Genomic DNA, 14393 nt, shown 5'->3' with positions numbered 1-14393 from the left:
TTAGAATTTTTAGTGAACAGAAATCATTTTTAGCGAAAGATTCCAGTCTTGAATTTTTGGTTCGTTTGTTTCAAGACAAAAGAACATTTTAATAAAAATAAATTTAAAAATTTCCAATATTCTTCCTAATCCTACTCAAAGAAGACTGCGTCACTCCCAAATAAGAAGCAATATAGGAAAGCGGAATGCGGTTTACAACAGTAGGGTAGATCTCCAAAAATTTAAGATAGCGAGTGGTGGCATCTTCCGAAACCAGCGGACTTCTTCTTTCCACTTTCTGCATCAATGCTCTTGAAATAATTTTGTGAACAATAGCTTCCCATCCGACAATGGTTTGTAATAATTCTAGCCAGTCTTTTCTTGAAAAAACAAGCATTTTACAGTCGGTTACTGCTTGGACATACGCGCTGGAATAAATTTCATTATCAAAACTTTCCAGATCTACAACCAGATTATTTTCTTCGATGAAATATTTGGTTATTTCTTCACCTTTGTTGTTGTAATAGCAAACACGCAAAATTCCGTCTACAATAAATCCGACTTGTTTTGCCACTTTTCCTGCTTCCGAAAAATACTCATCTTTTGAAAGATTGATCTCGGTAGCTTTGCTTGAAATAAAATCGATCTGTTGTTGATTAAGATTTCCAAACCTTAAAATAAAATCAAATAATTGTTTCATGAATGCAAGTTAGCTAAACTTAGTTTTCTGTGATTTGTCATTTGACAAAAAGTGATGATTTATATGTTTTAATTAAACAATTTTCGAAACTCCAACGGCGACTGATTCGTTTTTTGCTTAAAAAGTTTACTGAAAGACTGTGGATGTTCAAATCCTAATTCATAAGCAATCTCACTCACAGATAAAGTAGTTGTACTTAGACGTTCTTTTGCAGTATCAATTAGTTTACTTTGAATATGTTGCTGTGTATTTTGTTGAGTATGAATACGCAATAATGTCCCCAAATAATTGGGAGAAATATTCATTTGTTCGGCTATTGTTTTTACGGATGGAATACCGTTTTCAATAAGATTTCCATTCTCAAAATATTGGGATAGAACTTGCTCAAATCTTTCCAGCAATTCATGACTCGATTTTTTTCGTGTAAAGAATTGACGCTCATAAAAACGTTCGGCATAAATCAGGAACAGTTCCAATTGAGCAACAATCAATTCTTGTGTGAATTTATCAATATTGGTTTGATATTCTTTTTCAATATTTTTAAATAAATCAACAATAATTTTTTCTTCTTTATCTGAAAGAAAAAGTGCTTCATTAATTTGATAACTGAAAAATTCGTATGATTTTATTTTCTTGATCAAGGAAGTTCCCCAAAGAAAATCGGGATGAATGAGCAGTAAATATCCGGTAGGTTCCACTTCAACATCAGGTTTCATTTCAAGGCTTAAAAACTGAAGCGGAGAAACAAAACACAACACTCCGGAATCGAAATCATATTTCTGCTGACCGTAATTGAACTTAGCATTGACATTTCGTTTCAAGCCGATTGAATAAAAATTCTGGATCCATTTCAGCTCGTTATCGTCCGTAGGATAATTGACCTTACTGTAATCTATCAGGCTGATCAACGGATGTTCAGGATTTGGAAGATTACAGAAAGCATGAAATTCAGAGATTGAATTAAAACGAAATGTCTGTTTCATAATGCTAAGGTATTAATTTTATTTTTTTATAAAATATATTCGTAATTATTATAGGAAAGGCTTCGACTCCGCTCAGTCTGACACTGTGAGAACTTTGCGTATTAATGATAACAGTTAGTATTAGCAATGTCATCCTGAGCGGAGTCGAAGGATCTATAAAGTTTACATTAAATTAGATTATAGTCGACAAAGTCAGGCTTTCCCACTTCTCAGCATCACCTTTAATTGTTGCGATTTTATTATCCAAAAACTCGTGCGTTCCACTTCCCAATAAGAAATGTACTGGCGGATTTTGTTCTTCACTGATTGCGATCAAAGCTTCTGCACCTTTATCAGGATCATTGGGCTGATTTCCGTTGATTTCATCAAGATGAGCGTGTTGAGAATTTCTTGCTGCTTCATATTCCGGAATAGCATTTTCAGGTGTTTTGATAGAATCTTTATCTAAGAAATCTGTTCTGAAATATCCGGGATAAACAACGGTTGCTTTTACCCCAAAATCTTTAATTTCCTCTGCTAGTGCTTCTGTAAGTCCGGCCACGGCAAATTTTGTAGCACAGTAAATTCCCCAACCCGGAAAGTTTCCTGAATACCCTCCAATGGAAGAAATATTAAAAATGTGTCCAGATTTTTGTTGACGAAGATAAGGCGTTGCATTTCTGATCACATTCAGCGTTCCGAATACATTGATGTCGAAATTACTTCTTGCTTCTTTGTCGGAAAGTTCTTCCAAAGTTCCAATCAATCCGTATCCTGCATTGTTGACGATTACATCAAGCTGACCAAAATAATCAACACTTTTTGTGATAGCTGATTTTACATCTTCATTGTCTCCTAAATTAACTTCAAGCGGTAAAAACTGTTCAGAAGCTTCTCCAATTTCTGAAATTAATGATTGAGCATTTCTGGTAGTTGCAACAACACGATAATTTTTTTCTAATAATTTTTTAACTAAGGCTAATCCCAAACCTTTTGAGGCTCCTGTAACGAACCATACTTTTTTTGTTTCCATTTTTTATTTGTTTAAATGATGGTACAAAGGTGGAAATATGGGCAGTGGAAAAAGTAGTTCAATCAATGAATGATGTAACCGAATCGTGAATAGGGGATAATTGGAATAATCGTTATTTCATAGCATCAGAAGCCAGATAGAAAATAGCTTTATTCAGAATGTCACTTTCTTTGTCTTTAAAAATATTAATAAAATAGATTGAGGTATTTCTATTTTCAAAAAAGTAAACAAGATTGTATTCATGCTTTTTCTTATCACAAATGCCTAATTTATATAAATAGAGGTTTTTAGATGAACTAATTAATTTTCCAGTTTTAGGATTTAAAGAAATTTCTTCAACAATTTTATCTATAAATTCAGGTGAATACTTCTGTTTGATTTTTTCGATAAAAAAGTTACTGATGATGACGGTTTGCATGTGGATATTTATTAATCAAATATATAAAAAAGAGAAACCCGAAAGTCTCTCTTTATCTATTTAGTTTTCTAAAGCAGAAATCAAATGCTCCCATTTCAGTTGTTTGGCGTAATCAAGAGCTGTTTTTCCGTTGTTGGATTGTTGGTTTCTATCAGCTCCGGCTTCGAGAATAACTTCAACAGAACTCAAATTTCCGGCAATCGTTTCTTTATGAAGAAGCGTCAATCCGTTATCATCAACATTCGTTAGTTCATTAGGATATTGTTGTAAAAATTTCACGAAATCTTCCTTCATATTCCTGCTCATGGGATGTTCTACAAGGTTTTCAGGTTTTTCTTTTTGTTCATGAACCACTTCAACATCATTAAAATCTCCAAAATCAAGCTGCCATGCATCATCGTGTTCCTGTCGTTCTGCTTCTTGCATGTCCGCGCGCATTTTTTGTATGGTGAAGCCACCGTAAGCTTTAGGTATAGGTTCCTCAGTAGAGAAGAAAAGTTTAGAAAGTCCTTTAGGTTTTTTCACTGCCGGAGTAATGGCAAAAAGCCAATCACTGATTTCGTTTAAAGGAATTTCAAAATAATCTCCGGGTTGTATGTTGGTTATATCATTCGGCTCATTGATCAAATATCCTTTTACATGATCTCCGTCAAAATCAATATCGTTGATCCACATATGTTCTACAATATCTTTCCCTGTTTCAGGATCTTCCTGTGAGAAAGCGGCTTTTACACAAGCCAGATTAAGTGCAGGAATAATTCTTCTGTATTCCCAAGATTGCTCTCTCCAGAAATATTTAAAAGTTTCCTGCGCTTTTTTATAAGCTTCGATCATTTTGGGGTCGGTTCCGTCTGTAAAAATAAACGAATTGTTTTCCATTAAATTTAAAATTTTTGTGATTTGAGTTTGAAAAAAGCAGTGAAAAAGAGTTATGAATTAACCTTGAAAGCATTATGAATATTCATAAAACATATATTTTTACTGTTCAACTAAAATACGAAAAATTTTAAACGGAGGTTTGAATTTATAGTTAAATTTTAATTAAAAATGATTGAAAAGAACCTCAATACTTTTCTATAAATAAAACGTATTATGCTAAAAAAACCTTCTTGAATAATTATTTCAACAAGAATATAAAATATTCCAGCCAGTAATCTTAGTAATAATTCAACTATAATAGTCATAATTTGATTCTAAACATCCTTTATAAAATCCTCATATTCATAATAGAACCTTTCAAAGCCATCCATTTTCTCCACAAAGAACTCAAAAATTTCCTGCCAGGTATTTTTATTAAAAACAGAAACATTATGTTTTTCAACCCAGATTTTAGCGATTACTTTTCCGTTGTCTAATGTAAAATATTCTTCTTTTTGAAAATCTCCGATAAAATCTTTCAGAATATCTTCCAACGACCAGATTTTGTTAAAATAGGCATTTCTGAAATCTTCATCTTTCATTTCTATATCTAAAGAAACTTCTGCTTTTCTAGTTTCTGCATTGAATTTGAATGAAAAATCCTTAACCTTTGTATTATACAACAGCCATTTTCTCGGAAATGATTTCCCAAAAGCCGTCCAAAACTCTTTTTTTATTTGTTGTGCCTCTTGTTTACTGAACATGGAGCAAAAATAGGGATTTTACACGGAAGTTGGAACTCTGATGAAGGAAGTCAATATTCCAGTTTAAAGGCTTCCAACACCCATCTTCCAACTTCTAACCTTACTATTACACATCTCAAACTATTTTCTTATTTTTGCTGTAATGCTATCTAAAAAATCTCAATATGCTTTTAAGGCGCTTTCATATCTTGTAGAAAAAAGAAATGATGGCCCTGTTTTGATTTCCGAAATTGCGGAACGTAAAAAAATTCCATTAAAATTTCTGGAAAACATTTTGCTTGAATTAAAAAAAGCCGATGTCCTTGATAGTAAAAAAGGAAAAGGTGGAGGATATTTTTTAAGGGAACATCCTGAAACAGTAAAGCTTGCGAAAATTATTCGTTTGGTGAATGGTCCAATTGCATTGTTACCATGCGTAAGTTTAAACTTTTATGAAAAATGTGAAGACTGCAACGAAGATCACTGCAGTTTACATGATGTTTTGATTGAAGTTCGGGACGCTTCACTTAAAATTTTAGAAGAAAAAACTTTACTGGATTTGATCGATTGATCTGATCCATTTTTTTCGAATAATTAGTCTACTTATTTGGTAGGATAATTATTTTATTAGATATTTGCATGACTTCAAATGAATAAATATGATTTCAACAGAAGATGCAGATACATTAAAACAGCTTTCAGTAGAGGATGGATTGAAATTTATTTCAGAAAAATTCTCAGACGGAGTTGTTTTCTCAACATCGCTTGGTCAGGAAGATCAGGTCATTACGGATATAATTTTTAGTCAAAAATTACCGATCAAAGTTTTCACATTAGATACCGGAAGACTTTTCTACGAACATTACGATTTACTTTCAAAAAATAATTCAAGATATAAGACGAAAACGGAAGTTTATTTTCCTGAATCTTCTGATGTGGAGAAATATGTGAATGAAAAAGGGGTCAATGCTTTTTATCATTCCGTTGAAAATAGAAAAGAATGTTGTTTTATCCGAAAAGTAAAACCTTTGAATCGAGCATTGGAAGGTGCAACAGTATGGATTACAGGTCTTCGTTCAGAACAATCTGAAAATCGTGAAAACATGCCAATCATCGAGTGGGATGAAGATAGAAAATTATACAAATACAATCCTTTGATTCACTGGTCATATCAGGATGTGTTAGATTATTTAGAACAACATAAAGTTCAGGAATTGTCTTTGCATAAAAAAGGCTTTATCAGCGTTGGCTGCCAACCTTGTACAAGAGCGATTGAAGAAGGAGAAAATCCGCGTGCCGGACGATGGTGGTGGGAAAGTTCACATAAAGAATGCGGTTTGCATACGCATTAATTTAAATTTTAAGTAGTAAAAATGAGTAAACATACATTAGATTATCTGGAACAGCTGGAAGCCGAAAGTATTTATATTATGAGGGAAATTGCTGCCCAGTTTGAAAAACCGGCTTTACTTTTCAGTGGCGGAAAAGATTCTATTACATTGGTTCATTTGGCGAAAAAAGCTTTTGCTCCGATGAAGATTCCGTTTCCGTTGGTCCATATTGATACGGGACATAATTTTCCGGAAGCCCTGCAATTCAGAGATTATTTAGCGGAAAATATCGGAGCAGAATTAGTTGTAAGAAAGGTTGAAGATACCATTAAGGCAAAGAATTTAACCGAGCCTAAAGGAAAATTTGCTTCGAGAAACTGGTTGCAAACGCATACTTTATTAGATATGATTGAAGAATTTCAGTTTGATGCCTGCATCGGAGGGGCGAGAAGAGATGAAGAAAAAGCCAGAGCGAAAGAACGTTTTTTCTCTGTTCGTGATGAGTTTGGTCAATGGGATCCGAAATTACAGCGTCCAGAATTATGGAATATCTACAACGGAAGAATCAATAAAGGTGAAAATGTTCGAGTTTTCCCGATCTCCAATTGGACGGAACTTGATGTTTGGAATTATATCAAAAAAGAAAATATCCAACTTCCACCGATCTATTTTGCACATGACAGAGATGTGATTGAGTTTGATGGACAATTAATTGCAGTTTCCGATTTTATTCAAATTGATGAAAATGATACAATTGTCAATAAAAGAGTTCGTTACAGAACCGTTGGCGATATGACCTGTACCGCAGCAGTTGAAAGTTCTGCCGAGACTTTAGATGAGGTTGTTAAAGAAATTACGGCTTCCAAAATTTCCGAACGTGGCGAAACCAGAATCGATGATAAAGTGACAGAAGCTGCGATGGAAGACCGAAAAAAAGGAGGATACTTTTAATAAATAATGGGCAATGAGTAATAAGTTATGCCAAACAAGTCGGTATAATTTTATTCAAAGCTTACAATAATGATTACAAAATATAAAAGGAATGAGCGATTTTAAAAATTACTCATTACCAATTACTCATTACTAATATAACAAATGTGGACATATTAAGATTTATAACGGCGGGAAGTGTAGACGACGGAAAAAGTACGTTGATCGGAAGACTTTTGTACGATAGTAAAAATATATTGATCGACCAACTCGAAGCGTTGGAAAAACAATCAAAAAATAAAAATGAGGACGGAATTGATCTCGCGATTCTTACCGACGGTTTAAGAGCCGAAAGAGAGCAGGGAATAACGATTGACGTTGCGTACCGATATTTTTCGACTCCGAAAAGGAAATTCATTATTGCAGATGCGCCGGGACACATTCAGTATACCAGAAATATGATTACGGGAGCCTCAAACTCACAGTTGATTGTGATTTTGATTGATGCAAGACAAGGTGTCATCGAGCAAACCAGAAGACATTCAATCATTGCTTCATTGTTAAAAATGAAAAATGTGGTTGTTGCCATCAATAAAATGGATTTGGTTGATTATTCTGAGGAAATTTTTAATGACATTAAAGCTCAATATCAATTGGTTGCTCAGAAATTAAGGTTGCCGAATGTGAATTATTTCCCAATCTCAGCTTTTAACGGAGATAATATTGTTGAAAAATCTGATAAAACGAGTTGGTATAATGGTCCAACACTTCTAGATTTCCTTGAAAATGTTGAAATTAATCAAGATAAAGAAGTTCAAAAACCGAGATTTCAGGTGCAATACGTTATTCGTCCGCAAACTGAAGAGTTGCATGACTACAGAGGTTATGCGGGTGAAGTGATTTCTGGAGTGTACAAAAAAGGAGATGAAATAACGGTTCTTCCTCAAAATATTCAAACCAAAATTTCAAAAATAGAAACAGGCGGAAAAGAAGTAGAATCTGTTTTCACCAATCAGCCTGCCGTTTTGCATGTTGAAGATGATATTGATATCAGTCGAGGAGATTTTTTAGTGAAAACTGACGATCTTCCGAAAGTTGAAAATGAAATTGAAGCCGTTGTCTGCTGGCTCGATAAAAAAGAACTGAACGAAGGAAATAAATATTTCATTCAACATAAAAGCAAAGTTTTAAAAGCCATCATCAAAGAAATTGAATATAAAATTGATGTCAATACACTTGAAAAAACACCGATTAACGAAAGTATTAAGCTCAATGAAGTCGTAAAAGTTCGCTTGAAAACAGCTTCACCATTGGTTTTTGATAGCTTTGAAGACAGTCGCAATACCGGAAATGCTGTTTTGATCGACGAAACGAGTAATTCAACGGTTGGAGCAGTAATGATCTTATAATATGGTAATCTCTAGGAAAGTTCAGATCAGGTTAAATGTCCTGTTGATAACCGCTGTAATAGTTGCTATTGCGGTTTTTTCTATGTATGAAATGGGTTATCTTGATGAACTTCTGACCGTTTTAGAAAAAGATGATCATATTTTTTACTGGATGCTTTTGGTTGGCGTTTTGGCAGAAATTGTCGCTGGATCAATGGGGATGGGCTATGGCGTAATTTGTACGACGACGCTTTTATTTCTAAATATTCCACCGCATATTGTGAGTGCAAGTATTCATTCTGCCGAAAGTTTTACAACGGCTGCGGGAAGTATTAGTCATTTTAAATTAAAGAATATAAGTGTAAGTTTAGTTAAAAAATTAGCAATTCCTGCAATCATCGGAGCAGTTATCGGGGCTTTAAGTTTGACCTATGTTGGCGAATATTATTCAAAAATTACTAAAACGGTTATCGCTTTTTATACTTTATACCTCGGAATTCAGATTTTGTCAAATGCTTTTAAACCTAAACAAAATAAAGCTTTAAAAAGAAAAACCAACTTAACAAGATTAGGATTAATAGGAGGTTTTATAGATTCTTTCGCCGGTGGAGGTTGGGGGCCTTTGGTTACCGGAACTTTAATTAAAAATGCTTTTACGCCAAGGTTTGCCGTGGGAAGTTCAACGGTGGCTAAATTTATTTTAACCATAACCGCTGCGGTTACTTTCTTTTTTACATTAGGAATTCAACATTGGAATATAATTTTAGGTCTTTTGATTGGTGGAATTATCACTGCGCCATTTTCAGCGATGCTTACTGCAAAACTTCCGGTGAAAAAAATGTTTATTGTAATAGGAACTTTGGTGATTGTGATGAGTTGTATAACAATTTATAAATCTGTTTTCAGTTAAAAAACTGTTGATTGTGGAAAAATAAAATAGGTAAAAATGTATTTCAATTTTGAAAATACTTTACATTTACACCATAAAAAACAGAACATGAATTTACACGTTGTTGCGCTTTTTAAGTTGAACGAAAATTACTTAATGGATGCGGTAGAATTATTTCAAACTTTGGTAAGAGAAACCAGAAAAGAAGAAGGTTGTCTGCAGTATGATCTTGTTGAAGACAAGGACAATAAAGGAACTTTTTTAATGGTCGAATTATGGGAAAGCGAAGAACATTTGAACCGTCATAATGGCCAAGATCATCTTTTGGATTTCAGAAAAGATATTTCTAAAATGCTGGAAAGCTCAACTCAGGTATATAGAGGACGCAAGATTTTATAGCAGATTTGCAAAGATTTTTTCGGATAGTTTTAAAACTAATTTCTAATATCTAGCTTCTAATATCTAAATTAAAATAAATTTTAAAAGGCTGCTTACAAATTGTAGGCAGCCTTTTATTAGAAAAAATAGAAAGTATTAAAATTTTATTTTTGAAAGTGAATGGTGAATAGTGAATTCACTTTGTTGTCAATTTTTAAATTTCACAATTGACAATTCACTTTTACATTATTTCACAATCAGTTTCTTCGTTTCTGTGCTTCCTCCGAAAGTTATTTTAATAAGATAGTTTCCTGCGGTAAGGTGAGAAAGATTCAAGTCTTGCTTGTAGAAACCTGTCTGATTCGTTAATTCTGCTGTGTATACTTTTTTACCCGAAAGGTCGTATACTTCTACATTACCTTTATTATTCGCTTTTTCTTTAACATCGAATAAAACAGTAACATGTTTATCAGCAGTTGTCGGGTTTGGATAGATTCCGAATGACGCTTTTTTATTAGCCATATCCGTAACTCCTAAAGTAGAAGTGATATTTTTATATTTAAAATACATATTACCAGTAGATTGACCTCCGTTCGATACAAAATACATTCTGTAATAATCGCTTCCTTTTTTAATATAGTAAACTACATCGCTGAACACTCCAGAAACTGGCTTCCATGAATGACCTATTGATGTAATATTAGCTGAGAAAGAAGCTGCTGCCGGAGCAGTAAACGTAGATGTAGCCTGAGTTTCCGGCTGTACTTTTGCAACTGTGATGCTCGGATTTTGGATAACTCCTGAAAGCGGATACATCATAATGTTGTTATAGAAAGTGTAATACTTTGTAAACATCAGATCCCAAGCGGTTTTTGCAGGTTCAAGATTAGCTACCTTATCATTTGTTGTGAATGAGAAATAGTTGAAATAAGCATCATCCGTTCCATTTGCCAATGTTTTTGTTTGAGTAGCGTCCCAGGTTGTTCCGTTCCATTTAGAATATTTGAAAGTATAACCTCCAAAATAATCCTGAATAGCAAATTTTATGTACGTGTCATTTGGATATTTTAAAACAAATATAATTGTTCCCTCAATGTGGTGATTTGCCCCGTTGTATTGTCCCCATCCGTATGGAGCAGAACCTTGCTCAAAAGCACCTTCCTGAATAGTTGTTGTCTGATCAGGGTTGTAAAGTGGCTCACCCCAATTTGATACATTGGCAACATTGATATTATCCCAATCTGCAAGGTTGTTTGAAGCCTGATATACCAAAATATCTCTAGCATCATTAATTCTTGTTCCGAAATTCATTGCAGAATTTCTATAAAAAGCAACATCCCACGAATTGGCAGGTTGAGAAACAATATTATTTCCGGGTAAACTAAAGAATACACGATTTTGGTATCCTGAACCCATAGAAAGATCTACCTGTGTATATCCGTTAGCATCTGTTTGTGCCAACACGGTTTGTTGAACAGAAAGAGCAAATAGAGAAGCTAAAAGTAGTTTTGTTTTCATAATATCTTAATGTTTATTTTTCCTTATTTATAATGATTCCACAAAACTATATAAATTATTTTTAATTGTTCTAAATAAAAACATGATATTTATCGTGTTTGCTAATTATTAAATATGAAAAATCCTTTATTAATGAGCTTTAACAGTATGTTTTAATTTTTGTTCATAAAAAAAGCTGATCTATGAAATTCATAAATCAGCCATTTTAAATGTAAGTTAGTCTAATAAATCTTACTTTTTAATAAATTTTGATTTCACTACTGAACCTTCTGCAGTTTCAATAATGATATAGTAAACGCCTGTTTGAAGAGCGCTGATATCAAATGACTGTCCTTTCAATTTACCTTCAGCAACTTTTTGGCTTCCAGCAGAATAGATTTGAACATTTTTAGGATCTTTTTTAGTTACGAACTGTAAAGCAGTATTTTCAGCGTTAACAGCGAATTTAATTTCTTCTTTAGATTTTGCAGCATCCGAAACAGCTAGAGTAGTAGTTGTATTATAAACTACATTATCAATTTGTAATGCTGTGTGCGCAACTGTCGGAGTAAATTTAAAAACAATATAAGTAGAAGAAGATGCGGGAACCGATACAGATACATTCTGATACGTTTCGCTTGTTAATGAAATTGGCGCTCCTAAAGATACGAATGTTGTCATATCTGTTGGGCTTGATGCCAAACCTACTTCAAGAGTTCCGTTACCACCTGAACCTGTAGCTTTTGCAGCAACGAAAGTTAAAGTTTTGTTTCCTGTTGGAGCAACAATCTGTGGAGCGATCAAATAGGAAGGTAAACTTGTGTTGTTTCCAGAATATGCCTGAACAGCTTTATCAGTTCCTGCCGTAACGATCATCAATGGTCCTGGAGGAAATGGTAAAGGATTTGGAGCTAAAGATGCAGTCCACCCGTTTTGAGGAAAAGTAGTATTTCCTGCAGTAAACCCGTCAAAGTTCTCATTAATAGTAGCTACTTGTGCATTAGCTGTCATAGCCGTAAGCATTAAAGTTCCAAAAAGTAGTCTTAATTTCATAACGTTATCTTTATTTAGAATTATTCCACAAAAGTAATAAATTATTTTTAATTGTTCTAAATAAAGCCCTATATTTGTCGAAAATTTTGCATCTATGAAGAAGAAAGTGCTTTCTATACTGTCTTTATCCACTGTTTTTTGGGTGAGCGCACAGGAAAAAGATTCTCTTAATCAGAAAAAAATAGAAGAAGTTGTCATTACCGGACAATACATGCAGCAATCTATTAATAAATCTATTTATAAAGTTGAGGTAATTGATGCTGAACAGATTAAAAATATGGCAGTTACAACGGCTGCAGAAGTTTTAAATCAAAATCTTAATATACTAATTGAGCCAAGTAGCGGAAGCGGAGATTCCAATGCTAGTATCATGGGACTTAGCGGCGCTTATACAAAAGTACTTATTGATAACATTCCGGTTGTAAACGATCGAGGAATGGGAAATCAGGTAGATCTTAGCAAAATCAATGTAAATAATATTGAACGTATCGAGATCGTGAAAGGTGCAATGGGTGTAGAATATGGAAATAACGCTGTTGCAGGTGTTATCAACATCATTACCAAGAAAAATTATTCTAAAAAATTCAATGCTACACTTTCTTTACAGGAAGAAACAATAGGAAAAGATTACGATTGGTTCAAAAAAGGAAATGGACGCCATGTTCAATCACTAAACTTAGGATATAAATTATCCGAAAATTGGACCATCACAGCAGATATTAATCATAATGATTTCCAGGGATATAAAGGTAAATATAACGGCTACAAATATTTCACAGAAGGAAACGACGGAAATAGAGGTTATGAATGGTTACCAAAAGATCAAGTCACAGCCAACGCGGCGATCCGTTACGCTAAAAATAATACAACTTTCTATTATAAGGTCAACTATCTGAATGAAGAAGTAAATTTCTACAATCAATTAGTAGAAGATTTGCCTTTAGGTGAAGGAAATAGGACTTATATTTCTAAAGATAAAGATTACTTTACAAACAGATGGATTCATCAGTTTAATATTCAGACAAAATTAGGGTCAAGAATCAACTATAACGGAGATTTTTCGTATCAGACTCAAGAAAGAAAGTCTCAGGATTATATCTATGATGTCCCAAACAGACAGGAGATTTCCAGAGCAGACAAATCCACTTACTTTGATTCTAAAGTGCTTTATTCAAGAGGGATGTTCAGTAATTTCCTTGACAGCGATAAAATAAACTTTCAGGTTGGTTATGAATTAGACAGAACTAGCGGTTTTGCTAATAATTCGGTTTTTGCAGGGAATACAAATCTTGAAAATGTAAACAGAGCAATTTTTAATTATGCAAATTTCGTTTCGGCGGAATGGAAAGTTAATAACTGGTTCTCATTACGTCCGGGAGTAAGATTAGCTTTAAGCGATAAATTCGACAGCCAATACAATTATTCATTAACAACAAGATTCAATACTACTGCAAATTCTGACCTTCGTGTTGTTTTCGGTTCTTCAAACAGATTTCCAACTTATGAGGAACTTTATACTTATGTTGTTGATAACAACCACGACATTAGAGGAAATGAAAACTTAAAGCCCGAAACAGGATATTCTCTAGGTGTATTCTGGGATTATAAAACGTCAACGGCAAATTCTTGGAATTTCAATTTCAGTGCATCGGGAATGTATCTTGATGTGAAAGACAGAATAGATGAAGTGATCATCAGCAACAGCCCGCTTAGATATACTTATTTAAATATTGATAAATACAGGTCTCTGTTGTTTGGAGGAGGAATCACTGCGAAAAAAGATCAATTATCTCTAAATGCAGGAGTTTCAGTAATGGGAATTTCTCAGGTTCTTAATGCCGGCGAAATTGTATCCCCAAATGATTATAATTTTTATACGGAAGCTAATTTATCAGCAAACTATACTTTAGCACAAACAAAAACATTATTTGCCCTTTATTACAAATATACAGGGGTAAGAAAACAATATGTTCAGGAAGTTTCGCCAAATCTTGCTGCTGCTCCGAAATTTATTTTAGGAGAAGTAGGAGATTTTAATACAATGAATTTCACTGTAACACAGCCATTCTTTAATGATCATTTAGAATTGAGCTTAGGTATTAAAAATATTTTTGATGTGTCAACTGTGAGAAATTCGGTGATCAGTGGCAGTGCACATAATGCAGCGGCAAATGATCAAAATCTTTTCTATGGAAGAAGTTATTTCGCACGATTAAATTATAATTTTTAAAAAG

The 14393-nt window shown here is 33.6% G+C and carries 15 protein-coding genes; 7 read left to right on the top strand and 8 right to left on the bottom strand.

The genetic code is table 11. The annotated features are described in order from the left end of the window. Positions 1-103: 103 nt before the first annotated feature. The 6 genes from SB689_RS18245 to SB689_RS18220 all read right to left on the bottom strand — a co-directional run bounded on the left by SB689_RS18245 (position 104) and on the right by SB689_RS18220 (position 4714). Positions 104-679, bottom strand: a complete 576-nt coding sequence (locus SB689_RS18245; protein ID WP_410693523.1) for a Crp/Fnr family transcriptional regulator — start codon at positions 677-679, stop codon at positions 104-106. Between the two features lie 68 nt (positions 680-747). Continuing rightward, the gene (locus tag SB689_RS18240) at positions 748-1662 is read right to left on the bottom strand and encodes a helix-turn-helix domain-containing protein (protein ID WP_410693522.1); all 915 of its coding nucleotides are present in this window, start codon (positions 1660-1662) and stop codon (positions 748-750) included. A gap of 172 nt (positions 1663-1834) precedes the next feature. After that, entirely contained in the window at positions 1835-2674 is an 840-nt protein-coding gene (locus SB689_RS18235) for an SDR family NAD(P)-dependent oxidoreductase (RefSeq protein WP_410693521.1), read from the bottom strand. A gap of 112 nt (positions 2675-2786) precedes the next feature. Then, the gene (locus SB689_RS18230; protein WP_410693520.1) at positions 2787-3092 is read right to left on the bottom strand and encodes a hypothetical protein; all 306 of its coding nucleotides are present in this window, start codon (positions 3090-3092) and stop codon (positions 2787-2789) included. 60 nt (positions 3093-3152) lie between these two features. Continuing rightward, entirely contained in the window at positions 3153-3971 is an 819-nt protein-coding gene (locus SB689_RS18225) for a DUF2314 domain-containing protein (protein WP_410693519.1), read from the bottom strand. Positions 3972-4285: 314 nt separating this feature from the next. Next, positions 4286-4714, bottom strand: a complete 429-nt coding sequence (locus SB689_RS18220) for a DUF4268 domain-containing protein (RefSeq protein ID WP_410693518.1) — start codon at positions 4712-4714, stop codon at positions 4286-4288. A 142-nt stretch (positions 4715-4856) separates the two neighbouring features. Here SB689_RS18220 and SB689_RS18215 point away from each other — a divergent pair, with 142 nt between their 5' ends. The 6 genes from SB689_RS18215 to SB689_RS18190 all read left to right on the top strand — a co-directional run bounded on the left by SB689_RS18215 (position 4857) and on the right by SB689_RS18190 (position 9630). Next, a complete protein-coding gene (locus SB689_RS18215) occupies positions 4857-5264 on the top strand; it encodes an RrF2 family transcriptional regulator (protein ID WP_066750672.1) in 408 nt (135 codons plus the stop codon). Positions 5265-5352: 88 nt separating this feature from the next. Next, complete coding sequence (locus SB689_RS18210) at positions 5353-6045, top strand: phosphoadenylyl-sulfate reductase (protein WP_410693517.1); 693 nt, start codon at positions 5353-5355, stop codon at positions 6043-6045. 21 nt (positions 6046-6066) lie between these two features. Next, a complete protein-coding gene (gene cysD / locus SB689_RS18205; RefSeq protein WP_410693516.1) occupies positions 6067-6975 on the top strand; it encodes a sulfate adenylyltransferase subunit CysD in 909 nt (302 codons plus the stop codon). A gap of 146 nt (positions 6976-7121) precedes the next feature. Beyond that, the gene (locus tag SB689_RS18200) at positions 7122-8363 is read left to right on the top strand and encodes a sulfate adenylyltransferase subunit 1 (RefSeq protein WP_410693515.1); all 1242 of its coding nucleotides are present in this window, start codon (positions 7122-7124) and stop codon (positions 8361-8363) included. A 43-nt stretch (positions 8364-8406) separates the two neighbouring features. After that, positions 8407-9252, top strand: a complete 846-nt coding sequence (locus SB689_RS18195; RefSeq protein WP_410693514.1) for a sulfite exporter TauE/SafE family protein — start codon at positions 8407-8409, stop codon at positions 9250-9252. Positions 9253-9339: 87 nt separating this feature from the next. Beyond that, positions 9340-9630 carry a putative quinol monooxygenase gene (locus SB689_RS18190; RefSeq protein ID WP_410693513.1) on the top strand — a complete coding sequence of 97 codons (291 nt, stop codon included), beginning with the start codon at positions 9340-9342 and terminating at the stop codon, positions 9628-9630. 225 nt (positions 9631-9855) lie between these two features. On the opposite strand, the gene SB689_RS18185 is transcribed toward SB689_RS18190, so the two are convergent. Then, positions 9856-11127 carry a T9SS type A sorting domain-containing protein gene (locus SB689_RS18185; protein WP_410693512.1) on the bottom strand — a complete coding sequence of 424 codons (1272 nt, stop codon included), beginning with the start codon at positions 11125-11127 and terminating at the stop codon, positions 9856-9858. Between the two features lie 231 nt (positions 11128-11358). After that, on the bottom strand, positions 11359-12159 hold the full coding sequence (locus tag SB689_RS18180; RefSeq protein WP_410693511.1) for a choice-of-anchor J domain-containing protein: 801 nt from the start codon (positions 12157-12159) through the stop codon (positions 11359-11361). A 94-nt stretch (positions 12160-12253) separates the two neighbouring features. On the opposite strand from SB689_RS18180, the gene SB689_RS18175 reads away from it, so the two are divergent. After that, positions 12254-14389, top strand: a complete 2136-nt coding sequence (locus SB689_RS18175) for a TonB-dependent receptor plug domain-containing protein (RefSeq protein ID WP_410693510.1) — start codon at positions 12254-12256, stop codon at positions 14387-14389. The last annotated feature ends 4 nt before the right edge of the window (positions 14390-14393 follow it).

The sequence above is a fragment of the Chryseobacterium sp. SIMBA_038 genome (assembly GCF_046535115.1).
In the GTDB taxonomy this organism is placed as follows: domain Bacteria; phylum Bacteroidota; class Bacteroidia; order Flavobacteriales; family Weeksellaceae; genus Chryseobacterium.
This window is presented reverse-complemented; position numbering and strand designations above follow the sequence as displayed.